We start from the raw sequence: 20,271 nt of genomic DNA, 5'->3' as shown, positions 1-20,271 counted from the left end.
GCCGGGCCGTCATGGCCGCCCTTCGCCGTCAGGGACGGACGACCACCGCGGCGGCCCAGGCGGTGACGCGCTCGAGGGGTCCGCGCCCGAACAGGAGCGCCCACGCCGTGCAGAGGACGAGCGTGGTCCATACGAACGGACCGAGCGGATCGAGCGCGCGGAACCCGCCGAGGTCGCCGGTGTCGCCGAGCACGAGGGAAGCGATGATCGCCCACGCCACGAGTTGTCCGACGTACGCCGTCAAGGGCATCGAACCCACCGCGCGAACCGGGAAGGCGACCCAGCGCACGAACGTGCGGCACACGAGGAGCGAAGCCCCGAGGACGGCGACCGCGAACCCGCCCGAGCCGATGACCTCGGGGATGCCGGCGGAGTGCGGCGCAGCGCTCCACACCGCCTCCGCCCACCCCTCGCGCACTCCTCCCGTCGACGGACTCAACGCGGCGGCGCCATACCCGGCGACAGCGGCCCCGATCCCCCCGGCGAGGAGCACGAGCTGCGTGCGCAGTGCGGTCAGTCTGCTGCGGCCCACGGCCATCCCCGCGGCGACGAAGGAGATCCAGACGGTGAACGGGTAGTGCCAGCCCAGCACCAGTTCCACGTCGGGGCCGGCGAGCGCCACGACCTGGTCGATGCCGGGTTGAAGGAGCGGCATGATCAGGGCGGTTGCGCCTGCCAAGGCCCAGAGGGCGGGCGGGCGCCACCGTAGGAGCGGAACAGCCAGGAGGAACAGCAGCGCATACGCCGGCAGGATGACGAACACCGGCACCCCCGTGAGGATGAGAGCCGCACCGAGCACCCAGAGCACGAGCGCCCGGACGGCAAGTCTCCCCCGCACGATCCTCAGCCGGTCTCCGTCGACCGCGGACCGGCCGCCGCTGAGAAGCGCGATCGACACCCCTGCCAGGAGCGCGAACAGGATGGATGATCGGCCATCAACGATTCCGCTCCATGTGCCGGGGTCACCCCACCGCAGTTCCTCGGTCGTCGCCAGGTGGGCGGTGAGCATGCCGAGCACGGCGAGCCCGCGCGCGAGGTCGACGCCCGCCAACCGGTCGCCGGCGTCCAGCAGGGTCTTCGCCCGCGTCACGGCGACCGGGTCACTGCTGTCGGAGCAGCCACACCAGGAGCGCCTTCTGCGCGTGGAGGCGGTTCTCCGCCTCGTCCCACACGACGCTCTGAGGCCCGTCGATGACCTTCGCATCGACCTCGTAGCCGCGGTCGGCGGGGAGGCAGTGGATGAAGATCGCGTCATCCTGCGCCAGCGACATCGTCTCCTGCGTCACCTTGTACGCGCCGAGGTCGCGGAGCCGCGCGATCTTCTCCTCCTCCTTGCCCATCGACACCCAGGTGTCGGTGACGACGACGTCGGCGCCGCCGGCCGCTTCCAGCGGATCCGTGTAGAGGGTCACCGAGCCGCCGGTCTGCGCGGCGATCCTGTCGGCATCCGCGACGACGTCCTCCCGAGGTGCGTAGTCCTCCGGAGACGCCACCCGCACATGCATCCCGGCCGTGACGCCGGCCAGCACGTACGAATGCGCCATGTTGGACTTGCCGTCGCCGAAGAAGGTCAACGTGAGACCCGCGAGGTCTCCCTTGTGCTCACGGATCGTGAGGAGGTCGGCCAGCAGCTGACAGGGGTGGAAGTCATCACTGAGGGCATTGACCACCGGGACGCGCGTGCCACGGGCCATCTCCTCGAGACCGGCCTGCGCATAAGTGCGCCACACGATCGCGGCCACCTGCCGCTCGAGCACCCGAGCCGTGTCCGACGGCGTCTCCTTGCCTCCGAGCTGGCTGTTGGCGGTCGAGATGATGAGCGGCGAGCCGCCGAGGTCGGCGATCCCCACGGCGAACGACACCCGCGTCCGCGTGGACGACTTGTCGAAGATGACCGCGACCGTCTGCGGCCCCTCGAGGGGCTTGAGCTTCCAGCGATCCTTCTTAAGAGCGAGCGCGAGGTCGAGGATCTCCGCCTGCTCGGCGGGGCTCAGATCGTCGTCGCGGAGCAGATGGCGGGTCATGCGGGATCCTCCGGGGTCGTGGGGGTTTCTTCCAAGAGCAGCGAGTCCGCGACGGTGTGGAGCGCGCGTGCGAACAGGTCGAGGAACTCATCGACCTCGACATCGCCGATGTTCAGCGCCGGGGCGAGACGCACCGTGTCGTCGTTGGCGGCGTTCACGATCAGTCCGTGCTGCTGCGCGGCGGCGACGACGGCGCCGGCGACGGGATGCCGCAGGCTCACACCGATCAGCAGGCCCTGCCCGCGAGTGGACTCGATGAGCGGGGAACCGAGGTTCTCGATCGCGTGGCGAAGCTGAGCGCCGCGCTCGGTCGCGTTGGTCAGGAGGTCGGCGCGCTCGATCTCGCGCAGCACGGCGGTGGCTACGGCGGTGCCCAGCGGGTTACCGCCGAAGGTCGACCCGTGGGTGCCCGGGTAGAACAGGTCGCCGGCGTCGCCGAAGGTGATGAGCGCACCGATAGGGAACCCACCGCCGATCCCCTTCGCGACGGTGATCGCGTCGGGCACGATGCCGCTGTGCTGGAACGCGAACCAGGCGCCCGTGCGCCCGGCACCGGTCTGGATCTCGTCGATGATGAGCAGCGCACCGTGCGCGCGGGTGAGCTCGCGCGCGGCGACGAGGAACCCCTCAGGCAGTTCGACGACGCCCGCCTCACCCTTGATGGGTTCGACGAACAGCGCGGCGACGCGGTCGTCGATCGCCGCCTCCAGCGCCTCCACCGTCGAGTCGATGAACTCGACGCCCGGGATCATCGGAAGGAAGGGCTCCTGCATCGAGGGTTTCCCGGTGATGGCGAGAGTGCCCATCGTGCGCCCGTGGAACGCGTTCTTCAGAGCCAGGATGCGCGGGCGAGCGCTGCCGCCGTTGCGGTCCGCGGCACCGTGCAGGCGCGCGAGCTTGAACGCCGCCTCGTTGGCCTCGGCCCCCGAGTTGCCGAAGTACACGCGACCGGCGTCGCCCGCACCCGCGAGCTCCTTGAGCAGGGCGGCGAGCTCCAACTGCGTCGGGGTCGCGAAGAAGTTCGACACCTGCGCGAGGGTCGCAGCCTGCCGCGAGATCGCGTCGACGAAGACGGGGTGCGCGTGGCCGAGAGAGGTCACCGCGATCCCGCCGAGGAAGTCGAGATAGCGTCGCCCGTCCTGGTCCCACAGATACGCGCCCTCGCCGCGCGTGAACATCGCCAAGCGGTCGGAGGCGTTGCGCACGAGATGGCGCGAGGCATCCTCCTGCCAGCGTGCCTGCGTCGTCGTGTCGGTCACTTCGCCACCACCTCTGTTCCGATTCCCTGCTCCGTGAAGATCTCCACCAGCACCGAGTGCGGCTGCCTGCCGTCGATGATCGCCGCCGTCTCGACGCCGCCATCCACCGCGTCGAGGCACGCCTGCATCTTCGGGATCATGCCCGATTCCAGACGGGGCATCATCGCCCGCAGCTCTGCGGCAGTGAGGTGGGAGACGAGCGAGTCTCGGTCGGGCCAGTCGGCGTAGAGGCCGGCGACGTCGGTGAGCACGACGAGTTTGGTCGCTCCGAGGGCGACGGCGAGCGCCGCCGCGGCGGCGTCCGCGTTCACGTTGAGGGAGTGACCCGGGTTGTCGTGATCGGGCGCGATGGACGAAACGACCGGGATACGACCCGCGTTGAGCTGATCGATGACCGGCCGCGGATCGACGCCGACGACGTCGCCGACGTAACCCAGATCGTGCTCGACACCGTCGAGCAGCACTCCGCGACGGCGACCGCGGAACAGACCGGCATCCTCACCCGAGATACCGGTGGCCAACGGTCCGAAAGCATTGATCCGAGCGACGAGCTGGGGATTGATCTGACCGGTCAGGACCATGCGCACGACGCCGATCGCCTCGGTCGACGTCACCCGATACCCGCCCTTGAACTCGCTCGGAATCGACAGCCGGTCGAGCATCCGCGAGATCTGCGGTCCGCCGCCGTGCACGACGACGGGCTTGACCCCGACGAAGCGGAGATAGGCGATGTCCTGCGCGAACGCGTCCTGGAGCTGCTCCGAGATCATCGCGTTGCCGCCGTACTTGATGACGATGATCTGATCGCGGAAGCGCTGCAGCCACGGCAGCGACTCGATGAGGACCGCCGCCTTCTCCGCGGCCTCCTCCGGGGTGGTGTGCTGGAGATCGGTCATGAGGAGTAGGCGCTGTTCTCGTGGACGTAGTCGTGCGTGAGATCGTTGGTCAGGATCGTCGCTTCGGCCGGGCCCGACTTGAGGTCGATGAGGATGTCGGTCGCGCGCGGGGTGAGATCGACGTCCTCCCGCGGGCAGTCGGGAGCCCCGGCGCTGCACACGCGGACTCCGTTGAACCAGACATCGACGTCGTAGGGATCGAACGCCGCGTCGGTCGTGCCGATCGCCGCGAGCACGCGACCCCAGTTGGGGTCGTTGCCGAAGATGGCCGCCTTGAAGAGGTTGTTCCTCGCGACGGAGCGTCCGACCGCGACGGCGTCGTCGTCGGTCGCGGCGTGCACGACACGGATGGCGATGTCGTGACTGGCCCCCTCGGCGTCACCCTGCAACTGGGTGGCGAGGTCTTGGCACACCTGCACGAGCGCGGACTCGAAGGCATCCGCGGCGGGACGGATGCCGCTGGCACCGCTCGCCAGCAGGGTCACCTGGTCGTTCGTCGACATGCAGCCGTCCGAGTCGAGGCGATCGAAGGTCACCGCCGTCGCGCGGCGGAGTGCCGCGTCCAGGTCTGCGGAGTCGACTACTGCGTCGGTCGTCACGACGACGAGCATCGTGGCCAGGCCGGGCGCGAGCATTCCCGCACCCTTGGCCATGCCTCCGATCGTCCAGCCGTCGCGCGTGACCACGGAGCGCTTCGGGCGGGAGTCGGTGGTCATGATGGCGAGCGACGCGTCGTCTCCCCCGTCTTCCGACAACGCCTCGATGGCGGCGGTCGTTCCGGCGAGGACCTTGGCGCGGAAGACCTCGTCGCCGGTGCCGATGAGCCCTGTCGAGCAGACGAGGACATCTCCCGGGCTGACACCCAGGAGCGTCGCCGCGGTCTCGGCGGTCTGATGCGTCGTCTGGAAGCCGAAGGCACCCGTGAAGCAGTTCGCTCCCCCGGAGTTCAGCACCACGGCCTCCGCGACGCCGTCGGCGATCGCCTGCTGCGACCACAGGATCGGATTGGCCTTTGCCCGGTTGCTGGTGAAGACGGCCGCAGCCGCCTTGTGCGGACCGCGGTTGACGACGACGGCGACGTCCCTGGCTCCGGTGGACTTGAGGCCGACCGCGACGCCGGCGGCGACGAAGCCCTGTGCTGCGGTGACGCTCACGGGGCGACTCCGTTCACGGTCAGGCCCGTGGCCTCGGGGAGGCCGAGGGCGATGTTCATGGACTGCACGGCGGCTCCGGCCGTGCCCTTGACGAGGTTGTCGACGGCGGCCACGACGATCACACGGTCGGCGGACCGGTCGATGGCGAGCCCCAGGAGTGCGGTGTTGGCTCCGAGCACATCTGCGGTGCGCGGGAACTGCCCTTCAGGAAGCAGCTGCACGAACAACTCTTCGCCGTACGCCGCCTCCCACGCCTGCCGGATCTCCGCGTCGGACACGCCGGGCGCGATGCGCGCAGAGCTGGTGGCGAGAATGCCGCGGGCCATCGGGACGATGACGGGGGTGAACGACAGCCGCACGTCGGCTTCGGCGATCCCCGACCCCGCGGCGACGAGCGCCTGCCGGATCTCCGGAATGTGACGATGCGAGCCGCCGACGGCGTAGGGGTTTGCCGACCCGAGGATCTCGGATGCCAGCAGGTGGGTCTTCGCGCTCTTGCCCGCGCCCGACGGGCCGACAGCCAAGACGCTCACGATGTCGCCGGGGTCGATCACTCCGGACGCGACGCCCGGCGCGAGGCTCAGGGCGACGGTGGAGGCGTTGCAGCCGGGGGCGGCGATCCGCGTGGCGCCCGCGATCCGCTCACGCTGACGTCCGCCCGCGACCGGCAGCTCCGGAACGCCGTACGCCCACGGCTCGTGGAAAGCGCCCCCGTAGAACGCGTCCCATGCCGACGCGGACGTCAGCCGGTGGTCGGCACCCGCGTCGATCACGAGCGGCACGTCGCCGAGCGCGGCGGTGTACTGGCCGGACTGCCCGTGGGGAAGGGCGAGGAAGACGACATCGTGACCCGCGAGAGTCTCGGGGGTCGTGTCCTGCAGCGTCAGGTGCGCCAGCGAGCGCAGGTGCGGCTGATGCTCGGCGAGGGGCTGGCCCGCGTTGGAGTGGGCCGTGACGGTGCGGATCTCGACATCGGGGTGCGCGGCGAGCAGGCGAAGGATCTCGCCACCGGCGTAGCCGGATGCGCCGGAGACGGCGACCGAATAGGTCATTGTTCAACCTTATTGTCTGGGAAACGGGCCCCTCGACGGGGCGCGGCTCGGGGGACGGGACTCGGAAGACCACGGCGACACCGGGAGCTCGACCCGCGGATGCGGGGAGCACGCAGCATCGCCTAGCGTCGGCGTCCGGCCCGGCGTCGGCGCGCGTCGAGAACCGTCGAGACGGTGAACGAGGCGGCCGAGGACATGCGGCGACCATATCGCCGGTGCCGCCGGTGCGCCAAATCGACCGTCATCCGCGGTCGTCGGAGGCGAGCGCATCAAGAAGGGCGACTTCGTCCTCACGGCTGACGCCGGCGCGGCGTGGACGATCCAATCCGCGCGCCCGCTCGTCGGCGAGGACGCGCTCGACCGTTTCGGAGAGCGCCCGGGTGCGCCCGCCGGCCGCCCGGAAGGCGCGGCCGTCACGGGAGGCGAATCCGGGCATGTCGTCCGGCAGCCACAGCGGCAATGAACGCGGTCCAGCCCAGTACGCGACGTCATGTGCCACCAGCCGAGCGGCCGGCACGGGAACGACGGCGCCCGTGTGACCCGCCGCCTCCCTCGCCGCCGCCAGCACCTCGGCGAGGGGAGTCGACGCACCCACGGCATTGACGACGCCGCGCCAGCCCCGCGCGGCCGCGGAGACGACGAAGGCGGCGAGATCGTCCACGTCGATCACCTGCGCCCACAATCCCTCCGGCTCGGGGATCATGACCGGTTCGGCGGCGGCTGCCGCGAACCGGGCCGGCCAATAGCCGAAGCGGTCGGTCGGATCGCCCGGCCCGACGATCAGCCCCGGCCGCGAAATCGCGACGCGATCGCCCAGCGCACCGACCGCACCCTCGGCCGCGGCCTTCGCACGGGCGTAGTCGTCCGCCGCCCCGTCCCGCGCGGGTTCGACGATCGCGGCCGACTCGTCGGCCCCGTACTCCGCGGCAGAGGCGTACACGGACACGCTCGACACATAGCTCCAGTGCACGGCACGCGACTCCAGCGCCGACACGGCATCCTCGACATGACGCGGGTGGGAGGAGATGTCGACGACCTCATCCCACTCCTGCCGGACGACCTCTTCGTAGGCGCCGGGGGCATCCCGATCCGCCGTCACGAGGTCTGCGCCCGCCGGGGCGGCTCGGCCGCCTCGCGCCAGGCAGGTCACCCGCGCTCCCCTGTCTAGCCACGCCTGCGCGATCCGCCCGCTCACCCATCCCGTGCCGCCGAGGATCAGGACATCCGTCATGCGCTCAGCCCATCACGCGGCGACCGAAGACGCCAGCGCGTCCGCTGTGGGCGGAGCATCAAACGGGGAAGGCCTTGATGCGCGCCAGGAGTTCGGGTGCCGTGCGGTCGAACGTTCTGCCGCCGAGGAGGACGCCGCCGACGATCGAGGCCGCGCCGAGGGCGAGGCCGACGCCCAGCGCGACCCATCCGAGTGCAGCGTTGCCGCTCGCCACCGCGACCACCGCGACCACGACCGCGGGAGAGGCCAGCACGAGGGCCGCCGCCCACACCACGAAGACCAGCAGGCTGTTGAGGAAGGTCTGACCGGGGACGGAGCGGAACGGACTGTCGCCCGGCGACGGGACAGGCGTGACGATCAGGGCGGAGGAGACGGCTGTCACACCGTAACCGCACAGCAGAAGCCCGAGAGCAGCCCCGAGGAGCGCCGGAAGCCAGGTGGTCGTTCCCGCCAGCACGCTCGTGACGACGGCGAGGACGACAAGGAGCGGGATGCCGACGCAGGCGGCCCCCGCGAGTCTTCCCAGCCGGTCGTCGCGTCCTCTCACGCCGGCGGCGAGCACGGAGGCGAACGCCGTCCCGTCGTACGACACGTCGGCGTACCCCGCGATCGAGAGGACGAGGGCGGCGAGCACGGCGGACCCCGCGAAGAGCCAACTGTCGACGCCGGCCACCAGGCCGAAGACGACGGGAAACAGCGGGACGACGAGCAACTGCCGGAGGTAGCGGGGATCGCGGAGCCAGCCGGAGAGCGATCGCGCCCACGTCGCACCCGTCGCGCCGGTCGGGAACCGGCCGAACACGTGCAACGCGCCCGAGCGGACAGCCCGCACCGTGGCGCGCGCGGGCGCCGCGGTCGTCGTGTCCACGGTTCGCCACCATGCCCCCGCGAGCACTGCGAGCCCTGCAAGGGCGATCGCGAACTTGGCGACCGCCTCTCCCCCGGCACCGGCAGCCACAGCGGCGGGCACCGACCACGCCGCGCCCAGCGGTGTCCAGCCGAGGACGACAGCGGCATCCGCGAACGTGCCCGCCAGATCGCTCGTCGCCCGATCGAGCACCGACAGCAGCCCCGTCACGATCGGACCAGCGAGCACCAGCAGGATCAGCACGATCGTGCCCATGACCTCCCGGCCGCGCCGCGAGCCGCTCGACTGCGCCAGAGCCGCCATCAGCTGCGTGGCCACGATGCACGTGGCGACCCCGACGACGACCGCCGGCAGCGCCGCTGCCACGGCGGCGGGCTGCGGCATCCACAGCAGCAGCGAGGAGAGCGCGGCGAGCGAGGTCATGATGCCGGGGATGCCGGTGAGACCGGTCGCGGCGAGCGCGGCCATCAGCTCCCCTCGGCGCAGTGGGAAGGGTGCCAGTCGGGCCGCATCGACGGTCGAATCGAGGCCTGCCAGCAGAAGCGGTCCGAGGAGCCAGCCGAGCAGCAGCGCCGATCCCCCGAGGACCATCACGGTGGCCTTCACCTCGAGCGCTTGCGTCGCCGAGAGGAGCAGGAACGCGGCGACCACCGCGACGAGCAGTCCGAGCGCCCACAGAACGCCCAAGCAGAAACCCACCAGCTGCCAGGGGCGCCGGGACAGGTTGTTCCCGAGCACCCGGTACCGCAGCTTCAGGACGGTCAGGACGGGCGCAGCCACTGCGGACCCTCCGAGGTGTGCCGGCCTCCCACGAGCTCGACGAAGCGGTCCTGGAGCGACTCCCCCGCGCGAACCTCGTCGACCGTGCCCGCCGCCCGCACGCGCCCGGCAGCGATGATCGCGACGTGGTCGCACATGCGCTGAACGAGATCCATCGAGTGGCTGGACACGATCACTGTGCCTCCCGAACGGGTGTAGCCGCGCAGCACGTCTTCGATGTTGGCCGCCGACACCGGATCGACGGACTCGAACGGCTCGTCCAGCACGAGCAGCCTCGGCGCATGGACGAGCGCGCACGCCAGCGCGACCTTCTTCGTCATGCCGGCGGAGTAGTCCGCGACGATCAATCCCGCCGCCTCACCGAGGTCCATCAGGGCGAGGAGATCGGCGACGCGCGGAGCGATCTGCGGGCGCGGGATGCCGAACATCATCGCGGTGTAGGTGATGAGCTGCTCCCCCGTGAGCCGGTCGAACAGCCGAACGCCGTCGGCGAGGTTGCCGATCATGCGCTTCGCGGCGATCGGGTCGGTCCAGACGTCCACGCCGTGCACGTACGCTCCACCGGCGTCCGGCCGCAGCAGTCCCGTCGCCATCGAGAGGGTCGTGGTCTTCCCGGCACCGTTGGGGCCGACGAGACCGAAGAAGGAGCCGGTCGGCACGGTGAGGTCGATCCCGTCCACGGCGACCTTCGGACCGAACTGCTTCCGGAGCCCGGTCAGATGCAGGGCGGGAGGGTTCGACGTCGGATCGCTCACCGTCCCGAGCCTATCCCGACCGCCGTGCGGCGCGGTCGGCCCGCTACTCGCGAAGTGCGGCGCCGAACCGCTCCGCTGCCACCGCGACCCCGGCGAGCTTCGCCTCGGTGGCCTCGGCCGCCGTGAGCGTGCGATCTTCGGCGCGGAAGCGCAGGGCGAAGGTGACGCTCTTCGCACCGTCCGCGACGCCGTGACCGCGATAGTCATCGACCAGACGGACCGACTCCAGGAGCGGACCCGCCCCCTCGGTGAGCGCGCGACGCACGTCGGCCGCCGGGACGTCCGCCCCGATCACCAAGGACACGTCCTGCGTGGCGGCGGGATAGCCCGAGAGCGACTCGGCGACCACGCGGGTTCCGGCCGCCTCGAGCAGCGCATCGAGGTCGAGTTCGGCGACGATAACGCGCCCCGGCAGGTCTGCAGCGGCCGCGACCGCCGGCAGCAGTTCGCCGACGTAGCCGACCTCGGCCCCGGCCACCGAGACCGAACCCGCGCGGCCGGGATGCAGTGCCGCGCGCTGCGCCTGCGCGATGTCGACGTCGACGCCCGCCGCTGCCGCGATGGCACGGACCGCGTCGACGCCGTCGGCCAGGTCGAAGGGTTCCGCCGCGACACCGGGCTGCTTGGCGATGCGGTCGCCCGTGAGCAGCACGGCGATACGGCGAGGCTGCGGGGGCAGTGAGGCATCGAGCGCGGCGAGGGTCGCGGCATCCGGGCGCACCGCGGCGGGCGGGACCACGGTCGTCCCGTAGCGCACGCCGGGGGCGGGGAGGAAGACCGTTCCGGTCTCGAACAGCGCGAGATCGGTGAGCCCGCGCGACTGGTTGCGGTGCGCGACCTGCAGGAGGCCCGGCACGAGGGAGCGGCGCAGGAACGGCGCCTGCCCGTCGAGCGGGTTCGCCAGCTTCACGCTCGGCAGGTGCTCGCCGGATGCCGACCCGTGCAGGTCGTTCTGCTCTTCGGTGGTGAAGCCGAACGAGGGGGTCTCGACGAACCCTGCCGCCGCCAGGGCATTCGCCACGCGCCGGCGCCCCGCCTGGGCGGGGGTGAATCCGCGTCCTGAGGGCGGCACGGGCAGGACAGACGGGATGCGGTCGTAGCCCGTGATCCGGGCGACTTCCTCCGCGAGCGTCCACTTGTCCGTGAGGTCGGGGCGCCAGGACGGCGGGATGACCGACCAGTCGTCGTCATCGTCGGCGGTGACCTCGGCTCCGATGGTCTCCAGCGCAGCGATCACTTCGGCATCCGTGTAATCGACGCCGATGAGTCCGGATACGAACGGGCGCGGCAGGGTGACGGCCTCGACGAAGACCTCGGCGAACAGCGCGCCGCCGCGATCGTCGAGGGTGCCACCCGCGTACTCGACCATGAGGTCGGCGACCCGACGCGCCGCGACGAACGGCACCAGTGGATCGACACCGCGCTCGAAGCGCTTTGAGGCCTCGCTCGGCAGCTTGTGGCGACGGGCCGTGCGGGCGATCGTGACCGTGTCGAAGATCGCGGCCTCGATGAGGACGTTGCGCGTCGCGTCGGTCATCTCCGTCGTGCTGCCGCCCATCACGCCCGCCAGACCGATCGGACCGGACTCGTCGGTGATGAGGAGGTCTTCGGCGTGGAGCGATCGCTCCTTGCCGTCGAGGGTCGTCAGCTTCTCGCCGGCATGCGCCCGGCGCACCGTGATGCCACCGGAGAGCCGGTCGAGGTCGTACCCGTGGATGGGATTGCCGAGCTCGAGCATCACGTAGTTCGTGATGTCGATGAGGATGCCGAGGGGGCGGATGCCGGCGAGCGTCAGACGCGCCACCATCCACGCCGGCGTCGGCTTGGTGGGGTCGACGTCGCGGACGGCCCGCACGACGAACTCGGATGCGCCGACGCGTCCCCGCACCGGCGCGTCGTCGACGACCCGCACCTCGAAGCCCTGGGTCGGCTGCGCGAGCTCGTCGAACGGCCGGTCCGCGGGGTCGCGGAACGCCGCGCCGGTCGCGTGCGAGTACTCTCGCGCCACACCCCGCAGGCTCAGCGCATAACCGCGATCCGGTGTCACGTTGATCTCGACCGCCACGTCGTCGAGCCCGAGGAGCGCGATGGCATCCGTCCCCACGTCGGGGTCGAGGCCCAGCTCGACCAGGCGAAGGATGCCGCTGTGCTCCTCGCCCAGGCCGAGCTCCTTCGCCGAAGCGATCATGCCGTCGGACACGTGACCGTAGGTCTTGCGCGCGGCGATCGGGAACGGACCGGGCAGCACGGAACCGGGAAGGGTGACGACGACCTTGTCACCGGCGAAGAAGTTGCGGGCACCGCACACGATGCCGCGGACGCCGCCGTGCGCGTCGCCGACGTCGACCTGGCACCAGCGGATGGTCTTGCCGTTGGCCTGGGGCTCTTCGACGAACTCGACGACCTGACCGACCACGATCGGGCCGGTGAGGCCGAAGCCGTGGACGTCCTCCTCTTCGAAGCCGACCGACACCAGCGACGCCAGCACGTCGTCAGGTGTCGCATCGGCGGCGACATCGACGTACTCGCGGAGCCACGAAAGCGGGACGCGCATCAGACCACCATTCCGAACTGCTCACTGAAGCGGACATCGCCCTCGGCCATGTCGCGCATGTCCTTCACGTCCGAACGGAACATGAGGGTCCGCTCGATGCCCATGCCGAACGCGAAGCCGGAGTACTCCTCCGGGTCGATCCCGGCGGCGCGCAGCACGTTCGGGTTGACCATCCCGCAGCCGCCCCACTCGATCCAGCGCGCCCCGCCCTTGAAGGTGGGGTGCCAGAGATCGAGCTCGGCAGAGGGTTCGGTGAAGGGGAAGTAGTTGGCGCGGAGCCGGGTCTTCGCCTCGGCGCCGAAGAGCGCCCGAGCGACGTGGTCGAGCGTGCCGCGCAGGTTCGCCATCGTGATGCCCTTGTCGATGACGAGGCCCTCGAACTGGCTGAACACGGGCAGGTGCGTGGCGTCGAACTCGTCGGTGCGGTACACGCGCCCCGGCGAGACGATGTAGATCGGAAGTTCGCGGGTCAGCATCGACCGCATCTGCACCGGGCTGGTCTGCGTACGCAGGAGCAGGTGAGCCGCGACGGGGTCGACGTAGAACGTGTCCTGCATCTGGCGGGCGGGGTGGTCGGCATCGAGGTTGAGAGCGTCGAAGTTGTACCACTCGTGCTCCAGCTCCGGGCCTTCCGCAACCTCCCAGCCCATGCCGACGAAGATGTCGCCGATCTGGTCCTGCAGAAGGGTGAGGGGATGCCGTGCACCCACGCGCGCGCGCTGCGGCAGCGCGGTGATGTCGACGCGTTCCGCTTCGAGGCGCGCCGTCGTCTCCGCCTCGGCGAGCGCCTCCTCACGTGCGGCGTAGGCCTGCGTCACCCGCGCACGAGCCTGTCCGACGAGCTTGCCGAACTCGGCCTTCTTGTCGTTGGGCACGTGACGCAGCTGTGCGTTGAGACGCGCCAGGGCGGACCCCTCGGCCGTGTGAGCGTTGCGCGCGATCTTCAGATCCGCAGACGTCGCGGACGCCTCGAACGCACGCAGCGCCTCGTCGATGGCGGACTCCACCGCCTCTGGCGTGATCTCTACCGGCTGGTTCTCGGGTGCGTCAGACACGAGAGTCGAGTCTACCGGCGGGAGGACGACGCGACCGCCCGCGCTACACGGCGTTCGAGTCGTGCTTTCCGAGCCCGCGACGCGCCGCAGCGATGTCCGCGGCGCTCTGCGCGCCGATGACCTGCGTGTCGGTGACGTCGTGTGCCGCGACGTCGGCGCGCGTGATCCCGGAGTTGCGCGGAGAGCGCCCCAGTCGCTTCTGCGCCATGAACGCGAGATAGCTGAGTGCGAGGCACATCGCGATGTAGATGACGCCCGCGATCATCGCCGACGGGATGAGCGGCGAACCGAACTGGGCGTTCGAGCCGAGGAGCTTCGCGGTGTAGAGGAGCTCTGGGTAGGTGATGATGAAGCCCAGCGCCGTGTCCTTGAGGGTGACCACGAGCTGGGCGATGATGACCGGCATCATGGCGCGGATGGCTTGGGGCAGCAGGATGAGACGGAGGACCCCCGCCTTGCGGAGGCCGATCGCGTACCCGGCCTCCTTCTGGCCGCGGGGAAGCGACTCGACGCCCGCTCGGATGACCTCGGCCAGGACGGATCCGTTGTAGGCGATGAGGGCGATCACCACGGCCCAGTAGCTGCTCACCCGGATGCCGATGACGGGCAGGCCGTAGAACAGCAGCATCATGAAGACGAGGACGGGCACGGCGCGAAGGATCTCGACGACCGCGGCGAACGGCCCGCGCACCCAGGCGTGATCCGACATCCGGCCGATGGCCAGCACGAAGCCCAGGATCACCGCGCCCACTCCGGCAGCGGCGAAGGCGGAGACGGTCGCGAGGGTGGCCTGCCCGATCATCTCCCACACGCGTGTGTAGGTGAACAGGTTCCACTTCTCGGCCGACAACTGACCCGTGTCGAGCAGCCGCCAGAAGAAGAATGCAAGGACGGCGGCGACCACCACGACCGTGAGGATGCCGATGAGGCGGTTGCGGACGATCGCGCGCGGACCGGGGACGTCGTAGAGCACAGAGCTCATCGTGCGATCCTCCACTTCTTCTCGAACGCCCGCTGGGCGGCTGCCAGTACCAGCACGAGGGCCACGAAGATCGCCATCACGAGAAGGATGGTGACCATCTGGTTCTCCCCGTTCTCGCTCATGTTGGCGCGGATGCTTCCGAGGTTCATGACGGAGAACCCCGATGCGACGGTCGTGTTCTTCAGCAGGGCGATGAACACGCTCATCATCGGCGGGATGACCGAGCGCGCAGCCTGCGGGAGCACGACGTAGCCCATGACCTGACCGAATCCCATGCCGAGGGCGCGCGCGGCTTCGGCCTGCCCCACCGGCACGGTGTTGATTCCCGAGCGCAGAGTCTCGGCCACGTAGGTCGCCGTGTAGATGCCGAGCCCCAGAATCGCCAGCAGGAGGAAGCTGCCGCGTGGGACCTCGATGAGGATCGGTACGGCGAAGGCGAAGAAGAACAGCACCAGCGTGAGCGGGGTGTTGCGGATCGTGTTGACGTACACGGCTCCCACGACTCGCGCCGCCGGGATCGGCGAGACGCGCATCGCACCGACGATGAAGCCGAGCACGAGAGCGATCGCGCCGCCTGCCACGAAGAGCACGAGGGTGCCCACCACGGCCTGCTGCCACAGCTCGGGGTACTCGAAGATCTGGTCCATCACGCTCCTCCTGGCATCGGACGGGGCCCGGGGCGGCGCGCGCCGCCCCGGGCGTGACTCACTCCGCGGGATCGACGGCCGGCTGCGTGCCGTCGACGCCCGCAGCGCCGAGGTTCTTGTCGAAGATCTCCTGCCAGACGTCGCCACCGTCGGTGAACAGCGTGTTGACGTGCTCGACGAATGCCGTGTCGCCCTTGACGATGCCGACGCCGTAGCGCTCCTCGCTGAACGGCTCACCGACGACCTTCAGGTTGTCGGGGTCGTTTGCCGCGTAGCCGATGAGGATCGCCTCGTCGGTGGTGACGGCATCCGCCTGGCCGTTCTTGACCTGCTCGACGCACTCGGAGTACTTGCTCAGCTCGACCGTCTTGGACGGGGTCTCCTCCTTGATCCGCTGGATCGAGGTCGACCCCGTGACCGAGCAGACGACGGTGTCGGCGGTGAGGTCGTCGACACCCGTCAGCGCGGAGTCCGCGGCGACGAGCAGGCCCTGACCGGTGATGAAGTAGGGACCCGCGAAGCTGATCTGCTCCTTGCGCTCGTCGGTGATGGAGTAGGTGCCGACGTAGTAGTCGATCTGCCCGTTGATGATGGCCTGCTCACGGTTGGCCGAGTCGACGACCGTGTACTCGATCTTGTCCTCGTCGTAGCCGAGGGATGCCGCGATCCAGCGGGCGATGTCGACGTCGAAGCCGCTGCGCTCGCCCGTGGTCGGGTCGAGGTAGCCGAGGTTGGGCTGGTCTTCCTTGACGCCGATGTTGACGGAGCCGCGCGACGTGATCGCGTCGAACGTGGGGCTCCCCTCGAGGGTGACGTCGGTTGCGACGGTCCAGGGGTTCTCCGCCGGCTCGTCACCGCCCTGGCTGGGGTCGGCGCCGGGCGTGCCGCTGTTGCACGCGGTCAAGGCCAGCGCTGCGACGGCAATGCCGGCGAAAGCGCCGGCGACACGGGTGATACGCATGTGATTCTCCTGGTTTCGTTTCGTATCTTCTGGGGCACGCGTCGCTGCAGGACGCGTGGGTCTCAATGGGTGATGAGCTTGGAGAGGAAGTCTTTCGCGCGGTCGCTCTTCGCGTTCGTGAAGAACTCGTCGGGCGTCGCCTCTTCGACGATCTGCCCGTCGGCCATGAACACGACCCGGTCGGCGGCCTTGCGCGCGAAGCCCATCTCGTGGGTCACGACGATCATCGTCATGCCCTCCTGCGCGAGGGTGACCATGACGTCGAGCACCTCGTTGATCATCTCGGGGTCGAGCGCGCTCGTGGGTTCGTCGAAGAGCATGACCTTCGGCTTCATGGCGAGCGCGCGGGCGATGGCCACGCGCTGCTGCTGACCGCCCGACAGCTGCGCAGGGAGCTTCGCCGCCTGGTGCCCGACGCCGACGCGATCGAGCAGCTCCTTGGCGAGCTTCTCGGCCTCCGCCTTCTTCATGCCCTTCACCTTGATGGGTCCGAGCGTCACGTTCTCGAGGATCGTGAGGTGGGAGAACAGGTTGAAAGACTGGAACACCATGCCGACGTCGGCGCGGAGGGCGGCGAGACCCTTCCCCTCTTTGGGAAGCTCCTTCCCGTCGATCGTGATGCTGCCGCTCGTGATCGTCTCGAGGCGATTGATCGTGCGGCACAACGTCGACTTGCCCGATCCCGACGGACCGATGACCACGACGACTTCGCCGCGGTTGACCGTGAGGTCGACATCTTTCAGGGCGTGGAAATCTCCGTAGTGCTTCTGCACGTTCTCGATGACCACGAGGGGGTCGCCGCGGCGGACGGAGATGTTGGACGTGGCCGGTGCGGACTCGTGTGCTGCGTCGTGCTCAGAAGCCGTCATCCGGCCAGCGTAGGCGCTACCGGGGGTGCGCGCTGGGGTTTTCCACAGCACCTTTACCGATCTGAAACAAACCACTCTCGCGCCCGTAACAGGGCTGTTCGACCGTCGCGTGCGCGCCTCGTGAGCGCACGCCGGTTGCGTCGCACGGCTGCTAGCACAGCCAGGATCATCCCCTTCCCCTACTCTCCCGGGAACCTCCCCAAGGTCCCCCAGGAGAGAAAGATGATCACCGAATACAAGAACCACGTCCGGAGTCAGACTCGCTCAGCCGCAACCGTACGAGCTCGCGACCACTACATCGACAAGCTCGCCGCTGCGCTCGACGTCGCGACCGCGACGGCGCCGCAGATCGAGACATGGCTCCACTCGCACGGCTGGGCGCCGACGTCCATCAACAGCGCGCTCGCATCCGTCCGGCACTTCTACCGCTGGGCCGTCAGGTACGGCTACCTCGACACCGACCCGACGCTCTACATGCCGCGGGTGCGGGAGCCTCGGAAGATGGGCCGCATTGCCAGCGACCAGACGATCGCGCGGGCCGTCATGCGGGTCCCGGTCGACACCCGTGCCATGATCCTCCTCGGCGCCGAGTGCGGACTCCGGCGGTCTGAGATCGCGAAGGTGCACCGGAACGACATCGAGGGCGAGTGGCTCTACATCATCGGGAAGGGCGGCCACCAGCGGATCGCGGCGATGTCGCCCGAGCTGCTCGAGCTGCTCGAGCTGCTCCCCGCCCGAGGCTTCCTCTTCCCCGCGAAGGACGGTCCCGGCCACTTGAGCGGCGACGCAGTTTACCGCCGCATCCGAAGGGCCGTCGGGGTCAACACCCACTCGCTCCGGCATCGCGCCGGCACGGCAGTGTTCGAGGGCACCGGGAACAACCTGCGGGTGGCTCAGGAGTTTCTCGGGCACGCTACCTCGGCGACGACGTCGAAGTACGTTCACACCACTCGAGCGGACCTCAAGCGTGCCGCGATGGCCGCGCGACTAGCGGCCTGAGCAGGTCGGGCGTCCTCAGCGTCGCCAAGTCGCGGGGACGCCCGACCCCACCGCCTGACCTACTGCCAGTGTCCGTCGAGCGACACGTCAGCGTCCCAGAGGTACAGCTCATAGTCGGTCTGGACGACGTCGACGCCGGGATCGCGGTCGAGATACTCACCCGAGGGCACCCATGACGACACCAGGAGCAGCGTGATGTCGTCGACGTCGGGCGAGCCGTAGAGCGCGACGGCGATCGCGTTGGCCGCGTCGATCAGCTGCTCCCTACTGAGGCCCGAGCTACACACACGAGCGATGATCTCGAGCTTGCCCGGATCGTCCGTCGATCCAACGATCTGGAGGCCAGGGTTTAGCACGACGCCCGAAGCCAGATCGGCGCGCTGGGCCGCGTCTGTGAAAGCGCTCTCATCCACCATGTCCGGGTCCGGCTGGTAGTCCAGGCATCCTTGTGGGGCAACCTGTGGGTCGTTCTCGGCGGCGGGGGTGGAGGGTTCCACGGCGGGCGTCGCTGGCCGCTGAGTGACTGATGGCGAGGAGGATGGTGTACCTGGTCCAACACAGGCGGCGAGCGCGGTGGCGAGCAGAACCACGGACGTCAAGATTGCGATTCGTCTCATCACGCCCTCAGCATAGGGCTGAGCGTGTCGGCGGGCGCGGCGTACGATGAGCTCTCCGGCCGGAGAGAGGATGCTCGGGCCGATGGGGACGAATCGCCGGTACGCGGATGCCGTCGACGCGCGGATGAACGAGCGCGTGCTGCAGACGGTCTCTCGCGGCGCGAAGCTGCAGACGCTCACTCCGCTCGAGCTGCGCCTCGACGAGGTGCCGTTGACGATCGACCCGCGGCCGCACCGCAAGGTGATGGCGTGGGTGCGGTTCGGTGACACGCCTGTCCGGGTGAGCGCGATCGCCGCCCGGTGGACACCAGACGCCGTCGGCATCGTGTTCTCGATCGACGGCCACGAGCACCGCTGCTGGGTGTGGACAGGCGCGGTCGACGAGCAGACGTGAAAGAGGCCCCCACCCCCGATGGCGGGGTGAGGGCCTCTCTGCTCAACGCTTCGGGCTAGAAGCGGTTGGGGTTTGCTTAGGCCACGGCCGCCTTACGCGGACGGCCGGGGCGTGCGGCGCGTTTCTCAAGCCAACGCTCGACGGCAGCTTTCGCCATGAGCGGTCCCTGAGCGGTTTCGATCACAGGCACCGGGAAACCCGACACCTGCGCGAACTGCCGGGCGCGCTGACGGGTCACACCCGCCAGCTCAGCGATCTCCGCGTACCCGACGACCTCCGGAAAGATCGGCGTGTTGAGCTCCGCCTCGAAAGCGTCCTCCCGCTGCGCCCGCAAGGACACAACGTCGCCCGTGACCTGGTGCGATGCGAGAGCATCAACAACCAGCTCGGAGGCTTTGGTGGACGCGTCGAGAGCGGAACCCGCTTCGACCGTGAGCAGTGCGCTCCCTGTAGTGAAATCCGGTGACACGCTCATGACTGCGCCGTAGTGGCCGAGCTCGCCCGCGACGTCGAAGACGGTGTCCTCGTCGAACGCGATAGCAGCGGCGAACTCCACCGTGACGTGCCATGTGTGCATGTCGCTCTCCTCTCCTCATCCTTTCGTTGGTGTGACATCTCTACCGAGATGCGAGGGATCGGGGTTAGAGTTGGGGTAGTCGCCCTGACAAGTTGACTACCCCAACCGATCTAGCCCTGATCGTCGAAGCCGGAGCGCTTGAGCTGAGCCATCATGTTCTGCCACGAGCGGCTACCACGAGCCGTGTTGTGGATCTGAACGAGAGGCTTGCTCGGGTCCGGGGGAACCGCGAACTGACCCTTTTTGGTCGGTCGGATTTCCCAGCCCTGCGCTTCGAGCTTGGAGAACAGGATCTTGAGATCCTTGTTACTCACTGCTCGTCCTCGCATCTCTGTGGATTTGTCACGTCCGAGGGGTTCCTCGAACAGACACCAGTCTAGCAGAAACTCTTCCCACTGGGAATAGTTTTCCAACTGTCACGAGCAACACTGCTGGGTGTGGACGCGCGCCGTCGACGACGATGGCTCCGCCGCCAGATCGGGTGCATCCCGGCAAGCAGGTGCGAATGCGACGGCGCGCAAGATCGGTCCGAGTAGGGCAGGCTTCCGCAGAATCACGCGGCGTGTCGCGGCGCGCGCTTGCTCCAAGCATCGCGCA

20 protein-coding genes are annotated in these 20,271 nt (G+C 69.2%); 2 read left to right on the top strand and 18 right to left on the bottom strand.

Going from position 1 to position 20,271, the window contains the following annotated elements; genetic code table 11:
* Positions 1 to 28: 28 nt before the first annotated feature.
* The 15 genes from ACSQ18_RS05110 to ACSQ18_RS05040 all read right to left on the bottom strand — a co-directional run bounded on the left by ACSQ18_RS05110 (position 29) and on the right by ACSQ18_RS05040 (position 17,087).
* Complete coding sequence (locus ACSQ18_RS05110) at positions 29 to 1,090, bottom strand: heparan-alpha-glucosaminide N-acetyltransferase domain-containing protein (protein ID WP_436036085.1); 1,062 nt, start codon at positions 1,088 to 1,090, stop codon at positions 29 to 31.
* Between the two features lie 10 nt (positions 1,091 to 1,100).
* Entirely contained in the window at positions 1,101 to 2,024 is a 924-nt protein-coding gene (argF, locus tag ACSQ18_RS05105) for an ornithine carbamoyltransferase (RefSeq protein WP_436036084.1), read from the bottom strand.
* Positions 2,021 to 3,283 (bottom strand): acetylornithine transaminase, encoded by a 1,263-nt coding sequence (locus ACSQ18_RS05100; RefSeq protein WP_436036083.1) that lies wholly within the window; start codon positions 3,281 to 3,283, stop codon positions 2,021 to 2,023. The genes argF and ACSQ18_RS05100 overlap by 4 nt, the downstream gene beginning before the upstream one ends.
* Positions 3,280 to 4,179 carry an acetylglutamate kinase gene (gene argB / locus ACSQ18_RS05095; RefSeq protein WP_436036082.1) on the bottom strand — a complete coding sequence of 300 codons (900 nt, stop codon included), beginning with the start codon at positions 4,177 to 4,179 and terminating at the stop codon, positions 3,280 to 3,282. The genes ACSQ18_RS05100 and argB overlap by 4 nt, the downstream gene beginning before the upstream one ends.
* A complete protein-coding gene (argJ, locus tag ACSQ18_RS05090; protein WP_436036081.1) occupies positions 4,176 to 5,333 on the bottom strand; it encodes a bifunctional glutamate N-acetyltransferase/amino-acid acetyltransferase ArgJ in 1,158 nt (385 codons plus the stop codon). Before argJ ends, argB begins: the two co-directional genes overlap by 4 nt.
* Entirely contained in the window at positions 5,330 to 6,385 is a 1,056-nt protein-coding gene (gene argC, locus ACSQ18_RS05085) for an N-acetyl-gamma-glutamyl-phosphate reductase (protein ID WP_436036080.1), read from the bottom strand. Before argC ends, argJ begins: the two co-directional genes overlap by 4 nt.
* 241 nt (positions 6,386 to 6,626) lie before the next feature.
* On the bottom strand, positions 6,627 to 7,616 hold the full coding sequence (locus tag ACSQ18_RS05080; RefSeq protein ID WP_436036079.1) for an NAD-dependent epimerase/dehydratase family protein: 990 nt from the start codon (positions 7,614 to 7,616) through the stop codon (positions 6,627 to 6,629).
* Positions 7,617 to 7,674: 58 nt separating this feature from the next.
* Positions 7,675 to 9,264 carry a hypothetical protein gene (locus ACSQ18_RS05075; protein ID WP_436036078.1) on the bottom strand — a complete coding sequence of 530 codons (1,590 nt, stop codon included), beginning with the start codon at positions 9,262 to 9,264 and terminating at the stop codon, positions 7,675 to 7,677.
* Positions 9,246 to 10,019 carry an ABC transporter ATP-binding protein gene (locus ACSQ18_RS05070; protein WP_436036077.1) on the bottom strand — a complete coding sequence of 258 codons (774 nt, stop codon included), beginning with the start codon at positions 10,017 to 10,019 and terminating at the stop codon, positions 9,246 to 9,248. The genes ACSQ18_RS05075 and ACSQ18_RS05070 overlap by 19 nt, the downstream gene beginning before the upstream one ends.
* A gap of 43 nt (positions 10,020 to 10,062) precedes the next feature.
* Positions 10,063 to 12,573: a phenylalanine--tRNA ligase subunit beta gene (gene pheT, locus ACSQ18_RS05065; RefSeq protein ID WP_436036076.1), complete on the bottom strand. Its 2,511-nt coding sequence runs from the start codon at positions 12,571 to 12,573 to the stop codon at positions 10,063 to 10,065.
* Positions 12,573 to 13,628 carry a phenylalanine--tRNA ligase subunit alpha gene (gene pheS / locus ACSQ18_RS05060; RefSeq protein ID WP_436036075.1) on the bottom strand — a complete coding sequence of 352 codons (1,056 nt, stop codon included), beginning with the start codon at positions 13,626 to 13,628 and terminating at the stop codon, positions 12,573 to 12,575. Before pheS ends, pheT begins: the two co-directional genes overlap by 1 nt.
* A gap of 43 nt (positions 13,629 to 13,671) precedes the next feature.
* Complete coding sequence (locus tag ACSQ18_RS05055; protein WP_436036074.1) at positions 13,672 to 14,610, bottom strand: amino acid ABC transporter permease; 939 nt, start codon at positions 14,608 to 14,610, stop codon at positions 13,672 to 13,674.
* On the bottom strand, positions 14,607 to 15,257 hold the full coding sequence (locus ACSQ18_RS05050) for an amino acid ABC transporter permease (RefSeq protein WP_144807543.1): 651 nt from the start codon (positions 15,255 to 15,257) through the stop codon (positions 14,607 to 14,609). Before ACSQ18_RS05050 ends, ACSQ18_RS05055 begins: the two co-directional genes overlap by 4 nt.
* A gap of 58 nt (positions 15,258 to 15,315) precedes the next feature.
* Entirely contained in the window at positions 15,316 to 16,218 is a 903-nt protein-coding gene (locus ACSQ18_RS05045; protein WP_436036073.1) for a glutamate ABC transporter substrate-binding protein, read from the bottom strand.
* A gap of 62 nt (positions 16,219 to 16,280) precedes the next feature.
* Positions 16,281 to 17,087, bottom strand: coding sequence for an amino acid ABC transporter ATP-binding protein (locus ACSQ18_RS05040; protein ID WP_301039699.1), 807 nt, complete (start codon positions 17,085 to 17,087; stop codon positions 16,281 to 16,283).
* A gap of 222 nt (positions 17,088 to 17,309) precedes the next feature.
* On the opposite strand from ACSQ18_RS05040, the gene ACSQ18_RS05035 reads away from it, so the two are divergent.
* The gene (locus ACSQ18_RS05035) at positions 17,310 to 18,086 is read left to right on the top strand and encodes a tyrosine-type recombinase/integrase (protein WP_436036072.1); all 777 of its coding nucleotides are present in this window, start codon (positions 17,310 to 17,312) and stop codon (positions 18,084 to 18,086) included.
* Between the two features lie 59 nt (positions 18,087 to 18,145).
* On the opposite strand, the gene ACSQ18_RS05030 is transcribed toward ACSQ18_RS05035, so the two are convergent.
* Positions 18,146 to 18,502: a hypothetical protein gene (locus ACSQ18_RS05030; RefSeq protein ID WP_436036071.1), complete on the bottom strand. Its 357-nt coding sequence runs from the start codon at positions 18,500 to 18,502 to the stop codon at positions 18,146 to 18,148.
* A 283-nt stretch (positions 18,503 to 18,785) separates the two neighbouring features.
* On the opposite strand from ACSQ18_RS05030, the gene ACSQ18_RS05025 reads away from it, so the two are divergent.
* Positions 18,786 to 19,097, top strand: a complete 312-nt coding sequence (locus ACSQ18_RS05025) for a hypothetical protein (RefSeq protein ID WP_436036070.1) — start codon at positions 18,786 to 18,788, stop codon at positions 19,095 to 19,097.
* A 76-nt stretch (positions 19,098 to 19,173) separates the two neighbouring features.
* Here ACSQ18_RS05025 and ACSQ18_RS05020 read toward each other — a convergent pair whose 3' ends face one another.
* Positions 19,174 to 19,653 carry a hypothetical protein gene (locus ACSQ18_RS05020; RefSeq protein WP_436036069.1) on the bottom strand — a complete coding sequence of 160 codons (480 nt, stop codon included), beginning with the start codon at positions 19,651 to 19,653 and terminating at the stop codon, positions 19,174 to 19,176.
* A gap of 131 nt (positions 19,654 to 19,784) precedes the next feature.
* Positions 19,785 to 19,988, bottom strand: a complete 204-nt coding sequence (locus ACSQ18_RS05015) for a hypothetical protein (RefSeq protein WP_436036068.1) — start codon at positions 19,986 to 19,988, stop codon at positions 19,785 to 19,787.
* Positions 19,989 to 20,271: the final 283 nt, after the last annotated feature.

Origin of the sequence: Microbacterium sp. LjRoot45 (assembly GCF_964253325.1) — a bacterium.
Classification (GTDB): Bacteria; Actinomycetota; Actinomycetes; order Actinomycetales; family Microbacteriaceae; genus Microbacterium.
Note: the sequence above shows the minus strand (reverse complement) of the source record. Positions and strands in the feature narration are given on the sequence as shown.

Coding starts and splice junctions, on each gene's coding strand:
- argF (WP_436036084.1), bottom strand. CDS start 2,024: ATGACCCGCCATCTGCTCCGCGACGACGATCTGAGCCCCGCCGAGCAG.
- argB (WP_436036082.1), bottom strand. CDS start 4,179: ATGACCGATCTCCAGCACACCACCCCGGAGGAGGCCGCGGAGAAGGCG.
- argC (WP_436036080.1), bottom strand. CDS start 6,385: ATGACCTATTCGGTCGCCGTCTCCGGCGCATCCGGCTACGCCGGTGGC.
- ACSQ18_RS05080 (WP_436036079.1), bottom strand. CDS start 7,616: ATGACGGATGTCCTGATCCTCGGCGGCACGGGATGGGTGAGCGGGCGG.
- pheT (WP_436036076.1), bottom strand. CDS start 12,573: ATGCGCGTCCCGCTTTCGTGGCTCCGCGAGTACGTCGATGTCGCCGCC.
- ACSQ18_RS05055 (WP_436036074.1), bottom strand. CDS start 14,610: ATGAGCTCTGTGCTCTACGACGTCCCCGGTCCGCGCGCGATCGTCCGC.
- ACSQ18_RS05050 (WP_144807543.1), bottom strand. CDS start 15,257: ATGGACCAGATCTTCGAGTACCCCGAGCTGTGGCAGCAGGCCGTGGTG.
- ACSQ18_RS05045 (WP_436036073.1), bottom strand. CDS start 16,218: ATGCGTATCACCCGTGTCGCCGGCGCTTTCGCCGGCATTGCCGTCGCA.
- ACSQ18_RS05040 (WP_301039699.1), bottom strand. CDS start 17,087: ATGACGGCTTCTGAGCACGACGCAGCACACGAGTCCGCACCGGCCACG.
- ACSQ18_RS05035 (WP_436036072.1), top strand. CDS start 17,310: ATGATCACCGAATACAAGAACCACGTCCGGAGTCAGACTCGCTCAGCC.
- ACSQ18_RS05030 (WP_436036071.1), bottom strand. CDS start 18,502: ATGGTGGATGAGAGCGCTTTCACAGACGCGGCCCAGCGCGCCGATCTG.
- ACSQ18_RS05025 (WP_436036070.1), top strand. CDS start 18,786: ATGGGGACGAATCGCCGGTACGCGGATGCCGTCGACGCGCGGATGAAC.